The organism is Deinococcus alpinitundrae (assembly GCF_009982895.1).
In the GTDB taxonomy this organism is placed as follows: Bacteria; Deinococcota; Deinococci; order Deinococcales; family Deinococcaceae; genus Deinococcus; species Deinococcus alpinitundrae.
Genome location: NZ_WXZL01000003.1, coordinates 161,037 through 175,152, shown reverse-complemented (window position 1 = coordinate 175,152; position 14,116 = coordinate 161,037). Strand labels below are relative to the sequence as shown.

At 67.5% G+C, this 14,116-nt stretch carries 10 protein-coding genes; 7 read left to right on the top strand and 3 right to left on the bottom strand.

Going from position 1 to position 14,116, the window contains the following annotated elements; all coding sequences use genetic code 11:
• The first annotated feature begins 6 nt into the window (after positions 1–6).
• From hyi to GUI70_RS03880, 4 genes are all read left to right on the top strand, one after another.
• Positions 7–822, top strand: coding sequence for a hydroxypyruvate isomerase (gene hyi / locus GUI70_RS03895; protein WP_161880993.1), 816 nt, complete (start codon positions 7–9; stop codon positions 820–822).
• Positions 819–1,730 (top strand): 2-hydroxy-3-oxopropionate reductase, encoded by a 912-nt coding sequence (locus GUI70_RS03890; protein ID WP_161880992.1) that lies wholly within the window; start codon positions 819–821, stop codon positions 1,728–1,730. Before hyi ends, GUI70_RS03890 begins: the two co-directional genes overlap by 4 nt.
• A 1-nt stretch (position 1,731) precedes the next feature.
• Entirely contained in the window at positions 1,732–3,006 is a 1,275-nt protein-coding gene (locus GUI70_RS03885; protein WP_161880991.1) for a glycerate kinase type-2 family protein, read from the top strand.
• 146 nt (positions 3,007–3,152) lie between these two features.
• The gene (locus GUI70_RS03880) at positions 3,153–3,959 is read left to right on the top strand and encodes an IclR family transcriptional regulator (RefSeq protein ID WP_237724682.1); all 807 of its coding nucleotides are present in this window, start codon (positions 3,153–3,155) and stop codon (positions 3,957–3,959) included.
• A gap of 10 nt (positions 3,960–3,969) precedes the next feature.
• On the opposite strand, the gene GUI70_RS03875 is transcribed toward GUI70_RS03880, so the two are convergent.
• Positions 3,970–5,130 (bottom strand): acyl-CoA dehydrogenase family protein, encoded by a 1,161-nt coding sequence (locus tag GUI70_RS03875; protein ID WP_161880990.1) that lies wholly within the window; start codon positions 5,128–5,130, stop codon positions 3,970–3,972.
• Positions 5,131–5,292: 162 nt separating this feature from the next.
• Between GUI70_RS03875 and GUI70_RS03870 the strand changes: the two genes are divergently transcribed.
• From GUI70_RS03870 to GUI70_RS03860, 3 genes are all read left to right on the top strand, one after another.
• Entirely contained in the window at positions 5,293–6,588 is a 1,296-nt protein-coding gene (locus GUI70_RS03870) for a beta-N-acetylglucosaminidase domain-containing protein (protein WP_161880989.1), read from the top strand.
• A 250-nt stretch (positions 6,589–6,838) separates the two neighbouring features.
• Positions 6,839–8,116 (top strand): thiolase family protein, encoded by a 1,278-nt coding sequence (locus GUI70_RS03865; protein ID WP_161880988.1) that lies wholly within the window; start codon positions 6,839–6,841, stop codon positions 8,114–8,116.
• Positions 8,113–9,462 carry a 3-oxoacid CoA-transferase gene (locus tag GUI70_RS03860; RefSeq protein WP_161880987.1) on the top strand — a complete coding sequence of 450 codons (1,350 nt, stop codon included), beginning with the start codon at positions 8,113–8,115 and terminating at the stop codon, positions 9,460–9,462. The genes GUI70_RS03865 and GUI70_RS03860 overlap by 4 nt, the downstream gene beginning before the upstream one ends.
• A 106-nt stretch (positions 9,463–9,568) precedes the next feature.
• Here the strand turns inward: GUI70_RS03860 and GUI70_RS03855 are convergent, their stop codons facing one another.
• Both GUI70_RS03855 and GUI70_RS03850 read right to left on the bottom strand, forming a co-directional pair.
• Positions 9,569–10,945 carry a nucleobase:cation symporter-2 family protein gene (locus tag GUI70_RS03855; protein ID WP_161880986.1) on the bottom strand — a complete coding sequence of 459 codons (1,377 nt, stop codon included), beginning with the start codon at positions 10,943–10,945 and terminating at the stop codon, positions 9,569–9,571.
• Between the two features lie 441 nt (positions 10,946–11,386).
• Positions 11,387–14,101: a GAF domain-containing protein gene (locus GUI70_RS03850; protein ID WP_161880985.1), complete on the bottom strand. Its 2,715-nt coding sequence runs from the start codon at positions 14,099–14,101 to the stop codon at positions 11,387–11,389.
• Between the last annotated feature and the right edge of the window lie 15 nt (positions 14,102–14,116).

Genomic DNA, 14,116 nt, shown 5'->3' with positions numbered 1-14,116 from the left:
GCCCACATGACCCGCTTTGCCGCCAACCTCACCATGCTGTTTCAGGAAGTGCCGTTTCTGGAGCGCTTCGCCGCCGCCCGCCGGGCCGGATTCGAGGCCGTCGAGTATCTGTTTCCCTATCCTTACGCTCCCGAGGATCTGCGCGGGCAACTGGCCGAGCAAGGGCTCAGGCAGGTGCTGTTCAACCTGCCCGCCGGTGACTGGGACGCGGGTGAGCGCGGCATCGCGGTGCTGCCCGAGCGCCAGCAGGAGTTCCGGGAGGGCGTGGCGCGCGCCCTCGTCTATGTGGAGGCACTGCGAAACGGCGGGCCGGTGCCGCTGGTCAACTGTCTGGTGGGCAAACTGCCTCCCGGGGCCGACGCCGATGAAGCGCGGCGCGTGCTGGTCGAGAATCTGCGCTACGCCGCCCGTCAGCTGGCACAGGCAGGCGTGACGCTGCTGATCGAGCCGATCAACCCGCACGACATTCCCGGCTTCTTTTTGCGCACGCCTGGTCAGGCGGCGGCGCTGATCGCCGAGGTGGGCGAGCCGAACATCAAAATTCAGTACGACCTCTACCACCAGCAGCGCACCGAGGGTCAGCTGCTCGATACCTTCCGGCGTTTGCAGCCGCAGATCGGCCATGTGCAGCTGGCCGACGTGCCGGGCCGTCACCAGCCGGGCACCGGGGAAATCAACTACCCGCTGGTGCTCGCGGCGCTGGACGAGGGCGGCTATTCGGGCCACGTGGGCCTGGAATACGTCCCGCAGGGCGACACCGTCTCGTCGCTGGCCTGGATGAAGGCGCTGGGCCAGTCCGCTTCCCAAGGAGTTCTGAAATGACCGCCGATTCTGCATCCAACCCCTCCGGCAAACCGCGCATCGGCTTTATCGGGCTGGGCATCATGGGCCTGCCGATGGCCGGTCATCTGCTCAAGGCCGGATACCCGCTGACCGTCCACAACCGCAGCCCCGAGCCCGAGCGGACGCTCGCCGCTCAGGGTGCCAGCGTGGCCCGCAGCCCCCGCGAGGTGGCCGAGCAGAGCGACATCGTCATCACCATGCTGCCCGACAGCCCGCAGGTCGAGGAGGTCGTGCTGGGCGAGAACGGCGCCATTGAGGGACTGAGATCGGGCAGTTTGTACATCGACATGAGCAGCATCGCGCCCGCCTCCGCCCGCAAGATCGCCGAGGCGCTGGAGAAAAAAGAGGTGGCTGCCCTCGACGCCCCGGTCTCGGGTGGGCAGGTCGGCGCGGAGCAGGCCACGCTCAGCATCATGGTGGGCGGCGACGAGGCGGCCTTCGAGCGGGCGCGTCCGGTGTTCGAGACGGTCGGCAAAACATTGGTGCATATCGGTGGTCCCGGCGCGGGGCAGGTCACCAAGATCTGCAACCAGATCGTGGTGGCGCTGAGCATTCAGGCAGTGGCCGAGGCGCTGACGCTGGCCCGCAAGAGTGGCGTGGACGGCGCGAAGGTGCGTCAGGCGCTGCTGGGCGGGCTGGCCCAGAGCCGCATCCTTGATCTGCACGGGCAGCGCATTCTCGACGGCAACTTCAAGCCGGGCTTCCGCATCAACCTGCACCGCAAGGACCTGCGCCTGGCGCTGGAAGCGGGCCGCGAGCAGGCCGTGCCGCTGCCCGCCACCGCCGGGGCCGCCGAGCTGATGACCAGCATGATCGCGCAGGGCATGGGCGACTTTGACCACTCGGGCCTCGCGGCACTCTACGCCAGACTCGCCGGGCTGGACTGAGATGCCCGCCGACCCAGCGCAGCACAGTGCAGACCGCCGGGCGCTGCTGGACTACAGCTACCGCGCCGCGCTGGCGGCGGTGTCGCCCGCCCGACTGCTAGCCCCGTACCTGAAGGGCCCGCGCCCCGACTTCGTGCTGGCTTTCGGCAAGGCGGCGCTGCCGATGCTGCGCGCGGCGCTGGAAGCCTATCCGGGCATGCCGGGGCTGGCCGTGCCGCCGAGTGGCACCCCCGATCTGAGCGCCCCACCCGGCGCGGAGGTGTTGCCGGGTGCCCATCCGGTGCCGGACGGGCGCAGCGTTCAGGCCGCCGAGCGGGCACTGGCCCACGTGAGCGCCCTGCCGCCGGAATCAAGGCTGCTGCTGCTCGTCTCAGGCGGCGGCAGCGCCCTGCTGAGCGCTCCCTGGGGCATCACCCTCGATCAGAAGCAGGCGCTGACCGGAGCGCTGCTGCGGGCGGGCGCGACCATCGAGGAGATCAACACTGTTCGCAAGCACCTGTCGCGCACCAAGGGCGGGCGGCTGGCGGCAGCCACCCGCGCCCAGGTCCGCGCCCTGATCATCTCCGACGTGATCGGCGATGACCCCTCGGTGATCGCCAGCGGCCCCAGCGTGCCCGACTCCACGACCTTCGGGGAAGCGCTATCGGTACTGGAACGCTACGGCGTCTCGGCCCCCGAAGCGCGGGCACACCTGGCGGCGGGTACACGCGGCGAGCACCCCGAGACGCCCAAGCCGGGCGAGCTGCCCCACGTAGAGAACACCGTCATCGGCTCGAACCGGGTGCTGCTGGAAGCCGCCCAGGCGGCGCTGGCCGCACGCGGAGCGCAGGCCATCATCCTGTCCGACACCTTTGGCGGTGAGGCCCGTGACCTGGCGGGAGTTCACGCCTCGCTGGTGCAGAGCATCCGGCAGTACGGCACGCCCTTTGCCGGGCCTATCGTGCTGCTCTCCGGCGGCGAGGCCACCGTGACGGTGCGCGGCGACGGGCGCGGCGGGCGCAACCAGGAGTTCGCCCTGTGGCTGCTCGCCGCCCTCGGCGAGCGCGGAGTCTGGGCACTGTCGGCAGGCTCGGACGGCATCGACGGCCACAGCGACGCGGCGGGCGCGTTCCTGACGCCGGATTCCTGGCAACGGGCGTGGGCCGCCGGGCTCGACCCCCGCGCTTTTCTGGCCCGCAACGATTCCGGCACCTTCTTCGCCCAGCTCGGCGACGCCCTGGTGACCGGCCCCAGCGGCCACAACCTCAACGATTTCCGGGCCATCTGGGTCGAGTGAGGAGCAGACGGATGCCAGCCCGGCTTCTCCTATAGAATGGAAAGGAATTTCAGCGTACAAAATACCTCACCCTTCCATTCACCCAGGAGATTGCCCATGCCCACTGCCCACCGCTCCACTCGGCCCCATTTCAGTTGGCTCTGTCCGTGACCACGCCGAGACAGAAACCGGGCCGCACCCGCAGCGGCGAGACCAGCAGTGTGCGTACCCTGGAGCGCGGGCTGCTCATTTTGCTGGCACTCAAGGAACTCAGAAAAGCGCCGCTCACAGAGATCGCCAAGCAGGTGGGACTGTCGGTCAGCACCACCTACCGCTTGCTGGAAACCTTGCGCCAGCAGGGCTTCGTGAGCTGGGAATCGCAGTCGGGCCTGTTCAGTATCGGGCTGCGGGCTTATCAGGTGGGGCTGGCCTTCTCTGAGCGCAACAACCTGATCGGGGTGGCGCACCCGGAGATGGAGCGGCTGGTGGGCGATCTCAACGAGACGGTGAATCTGGCCGTACTGTACGGCGACGAGGCCATCTACATCGATCAGGTGGAGGGCCGCCAGCTGGTGAGGATGTTCGCCCGCGTCGGTGACAACGCACCGCTGCACTGCTCGGGCGTCGGCAAGATTTTGCTGGCCTGGCGTAGCGAGGAGGAGGTGCGACAGAAGCTCGGCAGCGGACCGTATCCGGCCTATACGCCGCACTCAATCTCCACCCTGCCCGCCTTCCTGCAGGAACTGGGCAAGGTGCGGGCGGCAGGCTACAGCCTCGACGACGAGGAGCGCGAACTGGGCGTGCGCTGCGTGGCCGTGCCGGTGCGCGACCAGAGCGGGCAGGTGGCCGCCTCGCTGAGTCTGTCTGCACCGACCTCGCGCTTCAACCAGGCCCACGTCGAGCAGGTGGCCGAGCGGCTCACCCAGGCCGCCGGGCAGGTGGCCGCCCGGCTGGGCGTGGGGCCAAACACCTAGCCGGGCAGCATTACCCCAGGGCGTTGAGACCAGTCAGATCACGGCCCACGATCAGGGTGTGGATGTCGTGGGTGCCCTCGTAGGTATCCACCGTTTCCAGGTTGAGCATGTGGCGAATCACCGGATACTCGGTGGTGATCCCGTTGCCGCCCAGCAGCTCGCGGGCCAGCCGGGCACCTTGCAGCGCGACCCGCACGTTGTTGCGCTTGGCGACCGACACCTGCCCGAAAGTCATCTGGCCGCCGTCCTTGAGCTGTCCCAGGCGCACGGCCATCAGCAGGCCCGCCGAGTGATCGGTGGCGAGGCGCACCAGCTTGTCCTGCACCAGCTGGCGGCTGGCAATCGGCTTGCCAAAGGTCGTGCGGGAGGTGGTGTAGTCCAGTGCCGTCTGGTACACCGCTTCCAGCGCCCCCATTGCGCCCCAGGCGATGCCGAAGCGGGCCGAGGTGAGGCAACCCAGCGGGCTTTTGAGGCCGCCGGAGCCAGGCAGCATATTTTCCGCCGGAATGCGGCAGTCGTCCAGCACGATCTCGCCGGTGACACTGGCCCGCAAACTCATCTTGCGCTGAATCTTGGGCGTCGAGAAGCCTTTGGTGCCGCGCGGCACGATGAAACCGCGCACCAGGCCCTCGTCGTCCTTGGCCCATACCACCGCCAGATCGGCCACGGGGCTGTTGGTAATCCACATCTTGTTGCCGCTGAGAACGTAGTCACCCCCGTCCTTGCGGGCGCGGGTGCGCATGGCAGCAGGGTCGGAGCCGCCGTCGGGTTCGGTCAGGCCGAAACAGCCGATCAGTTCGCCGGACGCCAGGCCCGGTAGGTACTGCCGTTTGTGCTCCTCCGAGCCGTAAGCGTTGATCGGGTGCATCACCAAGCTGCCCTGCACGCTGGCCGCGCTCCTGAGGCCGCTGTCGCAGCGTTCCAGCTCGTACATCATCGCGCCGTAAGCGCTGTAGCTGGCCTCCGAGCCGCCGTATTCTTCCGGTACGGTCGGGCCGAGCAGGCCCTGAGCGCCGAATCCCCGCATCACCTCGCGCACCGGCAGGGCTTCGGCGTCCCACCAGTCGGCGATCTGCGGCATCAACTGGCCGTCCACATAAGCGCGCACGCTCTGCATCACCAGTTGTTCGTCGTGGCCCAGCAGGGCGCGGGCCTGAAAATAGTCCAGCATGAATGGCTCCTTGAGGTCGGGGAAAGCGGGAACTCTGGTTGACCCGGTTGGTTTGACTGGGTTCAAGTTTAGAACACCGGGCGGCCCGTGAACGCAGGCGCGAACCCGTTCGCCGGGACCACTTCTTGCGGCGGCCCACTTTCTACCCGTAGGCTGAAGGCCATGAGCGAATTTCTACTGGGCGTCATCGAGGGCTTTTATGGCCGTCCCTGGACCGGACCGCAGCGTGAGCGGCTGCTGGGCTGGATGCAGGACTGGAGCATGAACACTTATCTCTACGCTCCCAAGGACGACCTCTACCACCGTGCCCGCTGGCGTGCGCCGTACCCGCCGGCCGAGGCGGCGGCGCTGAGTGAATTGAACGCGGCGGCAACAGCGCGGGGCGTGCGCTTCGTGTACGCGCTGGCTCCCGGCCTCGATCTCGATTGGGCCAGCGACGCGGACCGGGCCGCGCTGGCCGCCAAGTTCGACTCGCTGGCGGCGGCGGGCCTGCGCGACTTCGCCCTGCTGTTCGACGATATTCCCAACCAGCCTGACCGGGCCGCCCAGGCTGCCGAGCAGGTGGAGACGACGCATTTTGTGCGTGCTCAGCTCAAAGCGCGGGGCACCCAGGGGCTGTTTTTGTTTTGCCCCACCGAGTACTGCGGCGAGATGGCCACACCCTCAGTCACAACCTCGCCCTACCTGCGTGAACTCGCCCGCCTGGACAGCGGCGTCGAGATTCTGTGGACCGGGCCGCTGATCGTCTCGCCGCAGATCAGCGCCGAATCGGTGCGCGAACTGGCCGGAGTCATCGGGCGCAAGCCGCTGATCTGGGACAATCTGCACGTCAGCGACTACACCATTCACCGCCTGCACCTGGGCCCCTACGGCGGCAGACCGCTGGCCCTGCGCGGCGAGGTATCGGGCATCTTGTCGAACCCCAACACCCCCTTCGAGCCGAACTTTCCGGGCCTGCACAGCCTGGCCGACTACGCGGCGGCGCAGAGCACCTGGAGCGCCGAGGCGTCGGGGGAGCGGGCGCTCGCGGCCTGGCTCCCTACCTTCGGCGGCGTGGCTTCACAAGAGGCGACCCCAGATGCAGTAACACTGGCCGATTTGCAACTGCTGGCCGACACCCTCTACCTGCCCCACCGTCTGGGACCGCGTGCCGGAGCGCTGCTGACGGAGGCCCAGGCTCATACTGCCGCGCCCACGCCCGAAACCAGCGCGGCGCTCCAGGCCGCCCGCCGCGCTTACCGGCGCATCCTGGGCGCGCTGGAACGCGGCCACAACCGCGAGTTGCTGTTCGATTTGCACCCGTACCTGGTGGACCTGAGCGAGGAGCTGACCCGCCTACTGGGAGAAGCGGCGGAGCCGGATCGGAACTGGCCTTACCGGGGCGGCCTGGCCGACAAGTTGCTGGACCTGGGCCGGAGCCGCCAGCTGCCCACCGAAGTGCCCGAGCAACAGCCCTGAGGGTGGATGGGACCTGCCCGCCTTTCTCTCCCCTTCCAGAACTGGGCGCATTCCTGAGCACGCCGGGCCGCTGACCCCTGCGGCACATCCAGACCCGGCCCGAACGGCGACCCACCAAGCTGGGCCGATGGGACCGAATCTCGTACACTCGGCATGACCAGCGACGTACTTGGGCAGGCGCTCGACCACCTGCACCTTCGGGGCGACCGGTTCGGCCCCCGACCGCACCCTTGCACCTTCAGGAGACTTCATGGCCTCAGCAACCGATCTGTCAGCCCGCGACGTGGTGATCGTCGCCGCCGTCCGCACGCCCATCGGAGCGATCCGGGGTGCGCTCTCCTCTGTACGGCCCGACGACCTGGCCGCCCTCGTCATCCGTGAGGCCGTGTCGCGCAGCGGTGTGCCCGCCGCCGAAATCGAGGAAGTGATTCTCGGCTGCGCCAACCAGGCCGGCGAGGACAACCGTAACGTGGCCCGCATGGCCGCCCTGCTGGCCGGACTGCCCGACACGGTGGCGGGTCTGACCGTCAACCGCTTGTGTGCGTCGGGCCTGGCGGCGGTGAACACAGCGGCCCGTGCCATCCGCAACGGTGACGGTGACGTGTACGTGGTCGGCGGCGTCGAGAGTATGACCCGCGCGCCGCTGAGCCTGCCCAAGTCTCCGCAGGCGTTCGGCAACGGCAACGTCACGGCCTACGACACCACGCTCGGCTGGCGCTACCCCAACCCGGCCATGCAGGAACTCTTTCCACTGGAAGCGATGGGCGAAACCGCCGAGAATATCGTGGAACGCAGCCGCGAGGGAGTCTACGCGGGTGGCGAGATCACACGCGAGGCTCAGGACACCTTCGCGCTGGAGTCGCAGCGGCGGGCGGTGACCGCCATCAATGCCGGGCGCTTCGAGCGCCAGATCGTGCCAGTGGCGGTCAAGGGGAGAAAGGGCGTGACCCTGTTTGACACCGACGAACATCCGCGCATGACGAAATCCGGTAACCACTACGTTCTGGCCACGGACGAGGCGACCATGGGCAGTCTCAACCCCGCCTTTCGCAAGGGCGGGACAGTGACAGCAGGCAACGCGAGCGGCCTGAACGACGGCGCGGCGGCGTTGGTGCTGATGAGTGCCGGCAAGGCGCGCGAACTGGGCATCCGACCGCTGGCCCGCTGGCTGGGCGGCGCGGCGGCTGGCGTGGAGGCCCGGGTGATGGGACTGGGACCGGTTCCGGCGACGCGCAAGGTGCTGGAGCGCACAGGACTGAACACCGCCGACCTTGATCTGGTCGAGCTGAACGAGGCGTTCGCAGCCCAGGCTATCGCCTGCATCCGCGAATTGGGTCTGGACCCGGAAAAGACCAACGTCAACGGCGGCGCGATTGCGCTGGGCCACCCGCTGGGCATGAGTGGGGCGCGGTTGATCGTGGCCCTCACGCACGAGTTGGCGCGCACGGGAGGACGCTACGGCCTGGCAGCCCTGTGCGTGGGCGTCGGGCAGGGCGAGGCGGCGATCATCGAGCGGGTGGAGGCGTGAAGACAGTCCCGGTCATCTCCGCGAGCGAAGCTGCCGCTTTCGTCAATTCCGGCGACACCTTGCTGGTCGGCGGCTTCGGCATGACCGGTAACCCGGTCACGCTGGTCCACGCCCTGGCCGAGTTGCCCACCAACAACATCACCTACGTCGCCAACAACGTCTCCGAGCCGGGCCTGAGTGGGGGCCGCATGCTGCGCAACCGTCAGATCAGCCGTGCTGTCGGCAGCTACTTCACCAGCAACCGCGAAGTGGTGCAGGCCCACCAGGAAGGCTGGCTCAACGCGACCTTGCTGCCGCAGGGCACCCTGGCCGAGGCTATCCGCGCCGGGGGAGCCGGACTGGGCGGCTTCTACACGCCCACCGCCGCCGGAACATTGATTGCCGGGGACGCCGAGACCCGCACCCTGAATGGTCAGGAGATGGTGTTCGTGCCGGCCATTCACGGCGACGTGGCCTTCGTGCGTGCCTGGCGGGCCGACACCGCCGGGAACTTGCAGTACCGCCTGACCGAGCAGAATTTCAACAAGGCCATCGCCACAGCGGCCAAGCTGGTGATCGCTGAGGTCGAGGAGATCGTCGAGGTGGGCGCGATCGCACCGGAATACGTGCACACGCCGGGCCTGTACGTGGATTATCTGGTGCAGGCCACCCTGACCCTCGAGCACCTCGGCAGCAGCGCCGACGTGAAGGGCGGCGCCAGGAAGGTGGACGAAGCCAGGATGAACATGGCCCGCCGCGCTTTGCAAGAACTCCACAGCGGCGACGTGGTGAACCTGGGCATCGGCATTCCGACGCTGGTGGCCGACCTGATCACACCGGAGATGAACATCAACCTGCACAGCGAGAATGGCATGCTGGGCGTCGGCCCGGCCCCCGAAGGTGGCGGCGCGATGGAGTATCCGGTCAATGCGGGCAAGATTCCGGTCACCGCGTTGCCGGGCGCGAGTTATTTCGACAGTGCCGAGAGTTTCGGCATGATCCGGGGCGGGCACGTGGACGTGGCGGTGATGGGCGGCCTCCAGGTCGATGGGCAGGGCAACCTGGCCAACTGGGCGGTGCCGGGCAAACCGCTGCTGGGGGTGGGCGGCGCGATGGACCTGGCCAGCGGCGCGAAGCGACTGATCGTGACCATGACCCACACCGACCCCGACGGCACTCCGAAAATCGTGGAAGCCTGCACCCTGCCGCTGACAGCGCGCGGCGCGGTGGACATGATCATCACCGACAAGGCGGTGTTCGAGTTTCCGCAGGGCAGACTGACCTTGACGGGCCTGATGCCCGGCGCGACGCTCGAAGGGGTACGGGCCACCACCGGAGCCGCCTTCAACGAACCTCCCGGCGGCTGAGGAAACGCACTCCTGAATAAAAACTGCGCCTGGACCGTTCTCTCCCCTTTTTGGAAGTCAACGGTCCAGGCGCGGCGCAGGTAATCAGGTCAGCCGCTGACTTGCCTCAGTGCAGGTCGCCCGCTTCCGGCATGTGGCTGGCCACATCGGCGGTGGGTGAGCGGCGCTCGCGGCCCGTGCCGATCAGATTGAACAGCACATTGAGCAGGATGGCGCTGATGGCAGCAGCGGTGATGCCACTTTCCAGAAACAGTCCGGCCCAGCTCGGCAGCTTTTCGTAAAGGGTCGGCACGGTGGACGGAATGACGCCCAGGCCGATGCTGACGGCCACGATGGTGAGGTTGCGGTTGTCAGCCAGGTTGACGCGGGTCAGGGTCTGGATGCCGGACGCGGCCACCGAGCCGAACAGCACCAGGCCCGCGCCGCCCAGCACCGGCAGCGGAATCGAGGCGACCAGCGCGCCCAGCTTGGGAAAAAAGCCCATCAGCATCAGGATGACGCCCGCCACCGCCACCACGAAGCGGCTCTTGATGCCGGTGAAGCGCACCAGCCCGACGTTCTGGGCGAACGCGGTGAAGGGAAAGACGTTGAACAACCCGCCCAGCGCCGTCGAGAGGCCGTCGGCCCTGAGGCCGCGCGCCACCACCGCCGAGTCCACCGGCTTCTCGACGATTTCCCCGATGGCCAGCAGATCGGCGGTGGTCTCGACCATCACGACCAGCATTACCAGCACCATCGACAGAATCGGCACCAGCGCGAAAATCGGCGTGCCGAAAAATAGCGGCGGCGTGAAGCCGAAAACGGCGGCGCTGCCCACGGTGGCAAAACTCGCCTTGCCGATCAGGGTGGCGACCACCGTGCCGAACACCAGACCCAGCAAGATGGCCGTGCGGCTCCAGATACCCCGGCCAAAGCGGGTGACCAGCAGCACGAACAGCAAGGTGAACATCGCCAGGCCCAGGCTGGCCGGATCGCCGAAGGTGGGCGTGCCGGGCACGCCGCCACCCGCCCATTTGATCGCCACCGGCATCAGTGAAATGCCGATGATGGTGATGACCGTGCCAGTGACGACCGGCGGAAAGAATTTGAGTAGCCGCGAGAAGTATGGAGCGGCCAGCACCGTGAACAGGCCCGCGACGATCACGGCCCCGTAGATGCCGGGCAGGCCGCTCTCCTTGCCGATCAGGATCATGGTGGCCACCGATGCGAAGGTGGTGCCCTGCACCAGTGGCAGCCGCGCGCCGAAGCCTGCGAAGCCGAGGGTCTGGATCAGGGTGGCGACGCCGCACATGAAGAAGCTGGCGTTCACGATGCGGATGACCTGGTCGGCGGGGAGGCCGAGCGCACTGGCCAGCACCAGCGGCACGGCGATGATGCCCGCGTACATGCTCAGTACGTGTTGTAGGCCGAACGCCACCAGACGGCCTCCCGGCAGAATTTCGTCTACCGGATGAACGGAACGGACGGGGGTTGACTGAACCATGCAGACCTCCTTGGAATAAATGTGAGAATATTCACATTCAAAGAAACGGACCGGATTCCCGGCAGGTTCAAATTGTTTAGCCATCTATGTAATATGTAAACCCATCGTAAAGGCCGATTCAGGCGATGTCAACAGATGAGATTAATTTTCATCTAATAAAATTTAAGACAAGCGTTTAAGGCCAATCGCGGTGTATGACTGGGAAAGCCCCAACAGCGGGGCGGCCGCAGGAGAGCGCTCAAGCGGCCAGTGCGGGCGGCTCCAGCCTCTGCGGTTTGTCAGGCCACTGAGAACCAAATTGCAGATGAACGGCGAATAATGACACCCGTTGACGCGGTCCAACGCCCCTATGTCATCCTCTCCCGATGTTGGAGAACAGAGGGCTGGACAGACCTGCGTGAAGCCGTTTCCCCACAAGTCAGGGCAGCTTCGACCAATGCGCTAATTCGCGGAGACTTTACTTTTAGGCAGCACGAACCCGAAGGTCGCGCCCCCATCAGGCTGACCCTCGGCCAGGACCGCGCCGCCGTGCCGGGTGATGACGCGCCGGGCGTTGGCGAGGCTCACGCCGACACCGCCGAACTCGTCCTGGTGGTGCAGCCGCTGAAACATCGAAAACAGTTTGTGGCGGTAGCGTGGATCGAAGCCCACCCCGTTGTCGCGCACGAACACCGCCCAGGTCGCTCCCCGGTCCTCGGCCCACACCTCGATGCGTGCCGGAACGCGCGCGCGGCTGAACTTGAGGGCGTTGTCGAGGAAGGCCCGGACGACCCGGCGCAGCAGGCCGCTATCGCCCGTCACCTGCGGCAACTCGGCCACCTGCCACTCCACCTGTCCAGTCATCAGTCCGTTCTGGCGCTCCAGCTCGGCGCGCTCCACCTCGAACAAGCGGTTCAGGTCCACACTCTCGGTGGCCAGCACCTGCCGGGAGGTGCGCGAGACTTCCAGCATGCCGTCGATGAGCTGACTCAGCCGGGCGGCCGCTTCCTCCACCACCCCGAAGTAGCGCTCGGCCTTGGCGTCCAGCGGCTGCGGCAGCGCCCGGCGCAGCAGCGACCCGAAGCTGATGATGTGGCGCACGGGGGTACGCAGATCGTGCGAGACCGAATAGGTGAAAGCTTCGAGCTCCTCGTTGGACGCCTGAAGCGCCTGGGTGCGGGTTTCGAGCAGGTCGCGCTGGGCGGTGAGCTGACGGGTCTGCCCGGCGCGCTCCAGGGCCAGGCCCAGGCTACGAACAGTGGATTCGAGCACGGCCTTGTCGGCGGCGCTCCAGAAGCGGGTATCAAACAGCGGCACGTTGAAGAGGCCCACCACCTCGTCTCCGACCAGCACCGGCAGGGTCGCCACCGCGTTGACGTGGCTGACAATTTCCGCCGGGGTGTCGAGGCCCTGCAGGTACACGTCCTGGTAATACGGCTGCCGGGTGCGGGCGGGGGTGTCGAGGGTCGGCGTCGCATCAGTGGGCAGTCCGGCACTGATCACCGCTTGCAGGTCCGCGTCGCCCACGTCGCCCACCTGCACACTGGCCTGCCACCGTTCGCCCTGGCGCTCCCAGAACGCGGCGTAGCCTGGCGGCAGCAGCGAGAGCGCCATCGCCAGGGCCGACTGGATCAGGGTGGTGGCCTCGCCCGCCGCGCTGAGGTCGCGGGTCAGCTCGGCGAAGCCCTCCAGCGCCCGCGTGCGGGCCGTGAGTTCGGCGTTCTGCGCGCCGAGCCGCCGGGCCGCCTCGGTCCGCTCGATCGCCAGATTCAGGCTGCGCCCCACCGCTTGAAAAGTGGCCCGGCCCTGGGCGCTCCACCGCGCGGTGTCTTTGAGGCCGATGCCGAACACGGCGAGCGGCTGGCCGTCCAGCGTCAGCGGGTAGGTGGCCACGGACTGGTAAGCCTGCGCCTGAGAAGTTCCGGCCGTCATGGGGTTCCAGGCGTCCACGAAGACGGCCTGGCCACTGCGCAGCGCCTCCTCGAACACTGGGATGTCGAGCGGCACCCCGGCCTGCAATCCGGTCAGCACGTCGCGCTGGGCGACCAGATCCGGGCTGTAGACGCGCAGCTTCCACTGGCCTTCGTCCAGCGCGTAGTAGCCGCTGGTGGCCTGCGTAAACAGCACGCCCAGCACGTCCACCGCCCGCTGGGCCAGCACCAGCACGTCGTCCTCGCTGCTGGCCGCCTCGCTGAAGCGCACGAACGCGCCGAGTTCGGCGCTGCGCTGCTCGACCTGCCGCTCGAGGTCATCCGAGAGCCGGGCGCGCTCCAGGGTGACGGCACACTGGGCCGCCAGGGTCTGCAAAAAGGCCTGCTCGCTTGCCGAGAAGTCGTACGGTTCGCTGAAATCGAGCACGATGACGCCCAGGGGCCGCCCGGCCTCCACCATCGGCAACACGGCGCTGGCGACGGCAGCCAGGCCGCCTGTGCGCGCTTCCAGGTCCGGATAGGCCGACACGAGTTCGCCGCTGGCCCTGAAAAAGAGCGGCTGGCCCAGGCGCAGGGCATCTGCCGCCGGACCGCTCTCGTCCAGGGCGGCGGCCTGCCACACCCCCGCCTCCTGCGCCGGGCCACGCCGGGCCGCGACGCGCAGCCGAGCGCCCTCGACCAGCAGCACAGCTCCGGCCACACCGGAGAGGGCCTCTAGGGCGTCTTGCAAGATGATCTCGAACACGCCCGCCTGATGGCCCACGGCGGCAAGCGCCTGCGTAAGCTGCATCAAGCGTCGCATCAGCGCCGCGCCCTCCTCACGGGCCGTCACGTCGTTCTGGAACCCGACGAAGTGGGTGAGCTGGCCGCTGACATCATGCACCGGACTGATTGTCAGCTCGTTGTAGAAGAGCGCGCCGTCCGCGCGGTAGTTTCGCAGCACCACCGTCACGCTGCGGCGCTGCTCGACAGCCTGTCTGAGAGCGTATCTGGCTGCTTGATCGCGGTCCTGACCTTGCAGGAACCGGCAGTTGCGCCCGATGATCTCGCTAAAGCGGTAGCCGCTGAGGCGCTCGAAGGCCGGGTTGACGTACACCAGCGGGTTGTCGGGCAAGGTAGCGTCGGTCACCGCCACGCCCACCGCGCTGGCGTCGAGTGCCTGGCGGAGCAGTTGAAGGTCGAGGGAAGGGGGCAGGGTGGGGGAAATGGTGAACTCCTTGATGACCCCTTCAGTTTCGCTGATCACCCGTGCTCCGCTCAA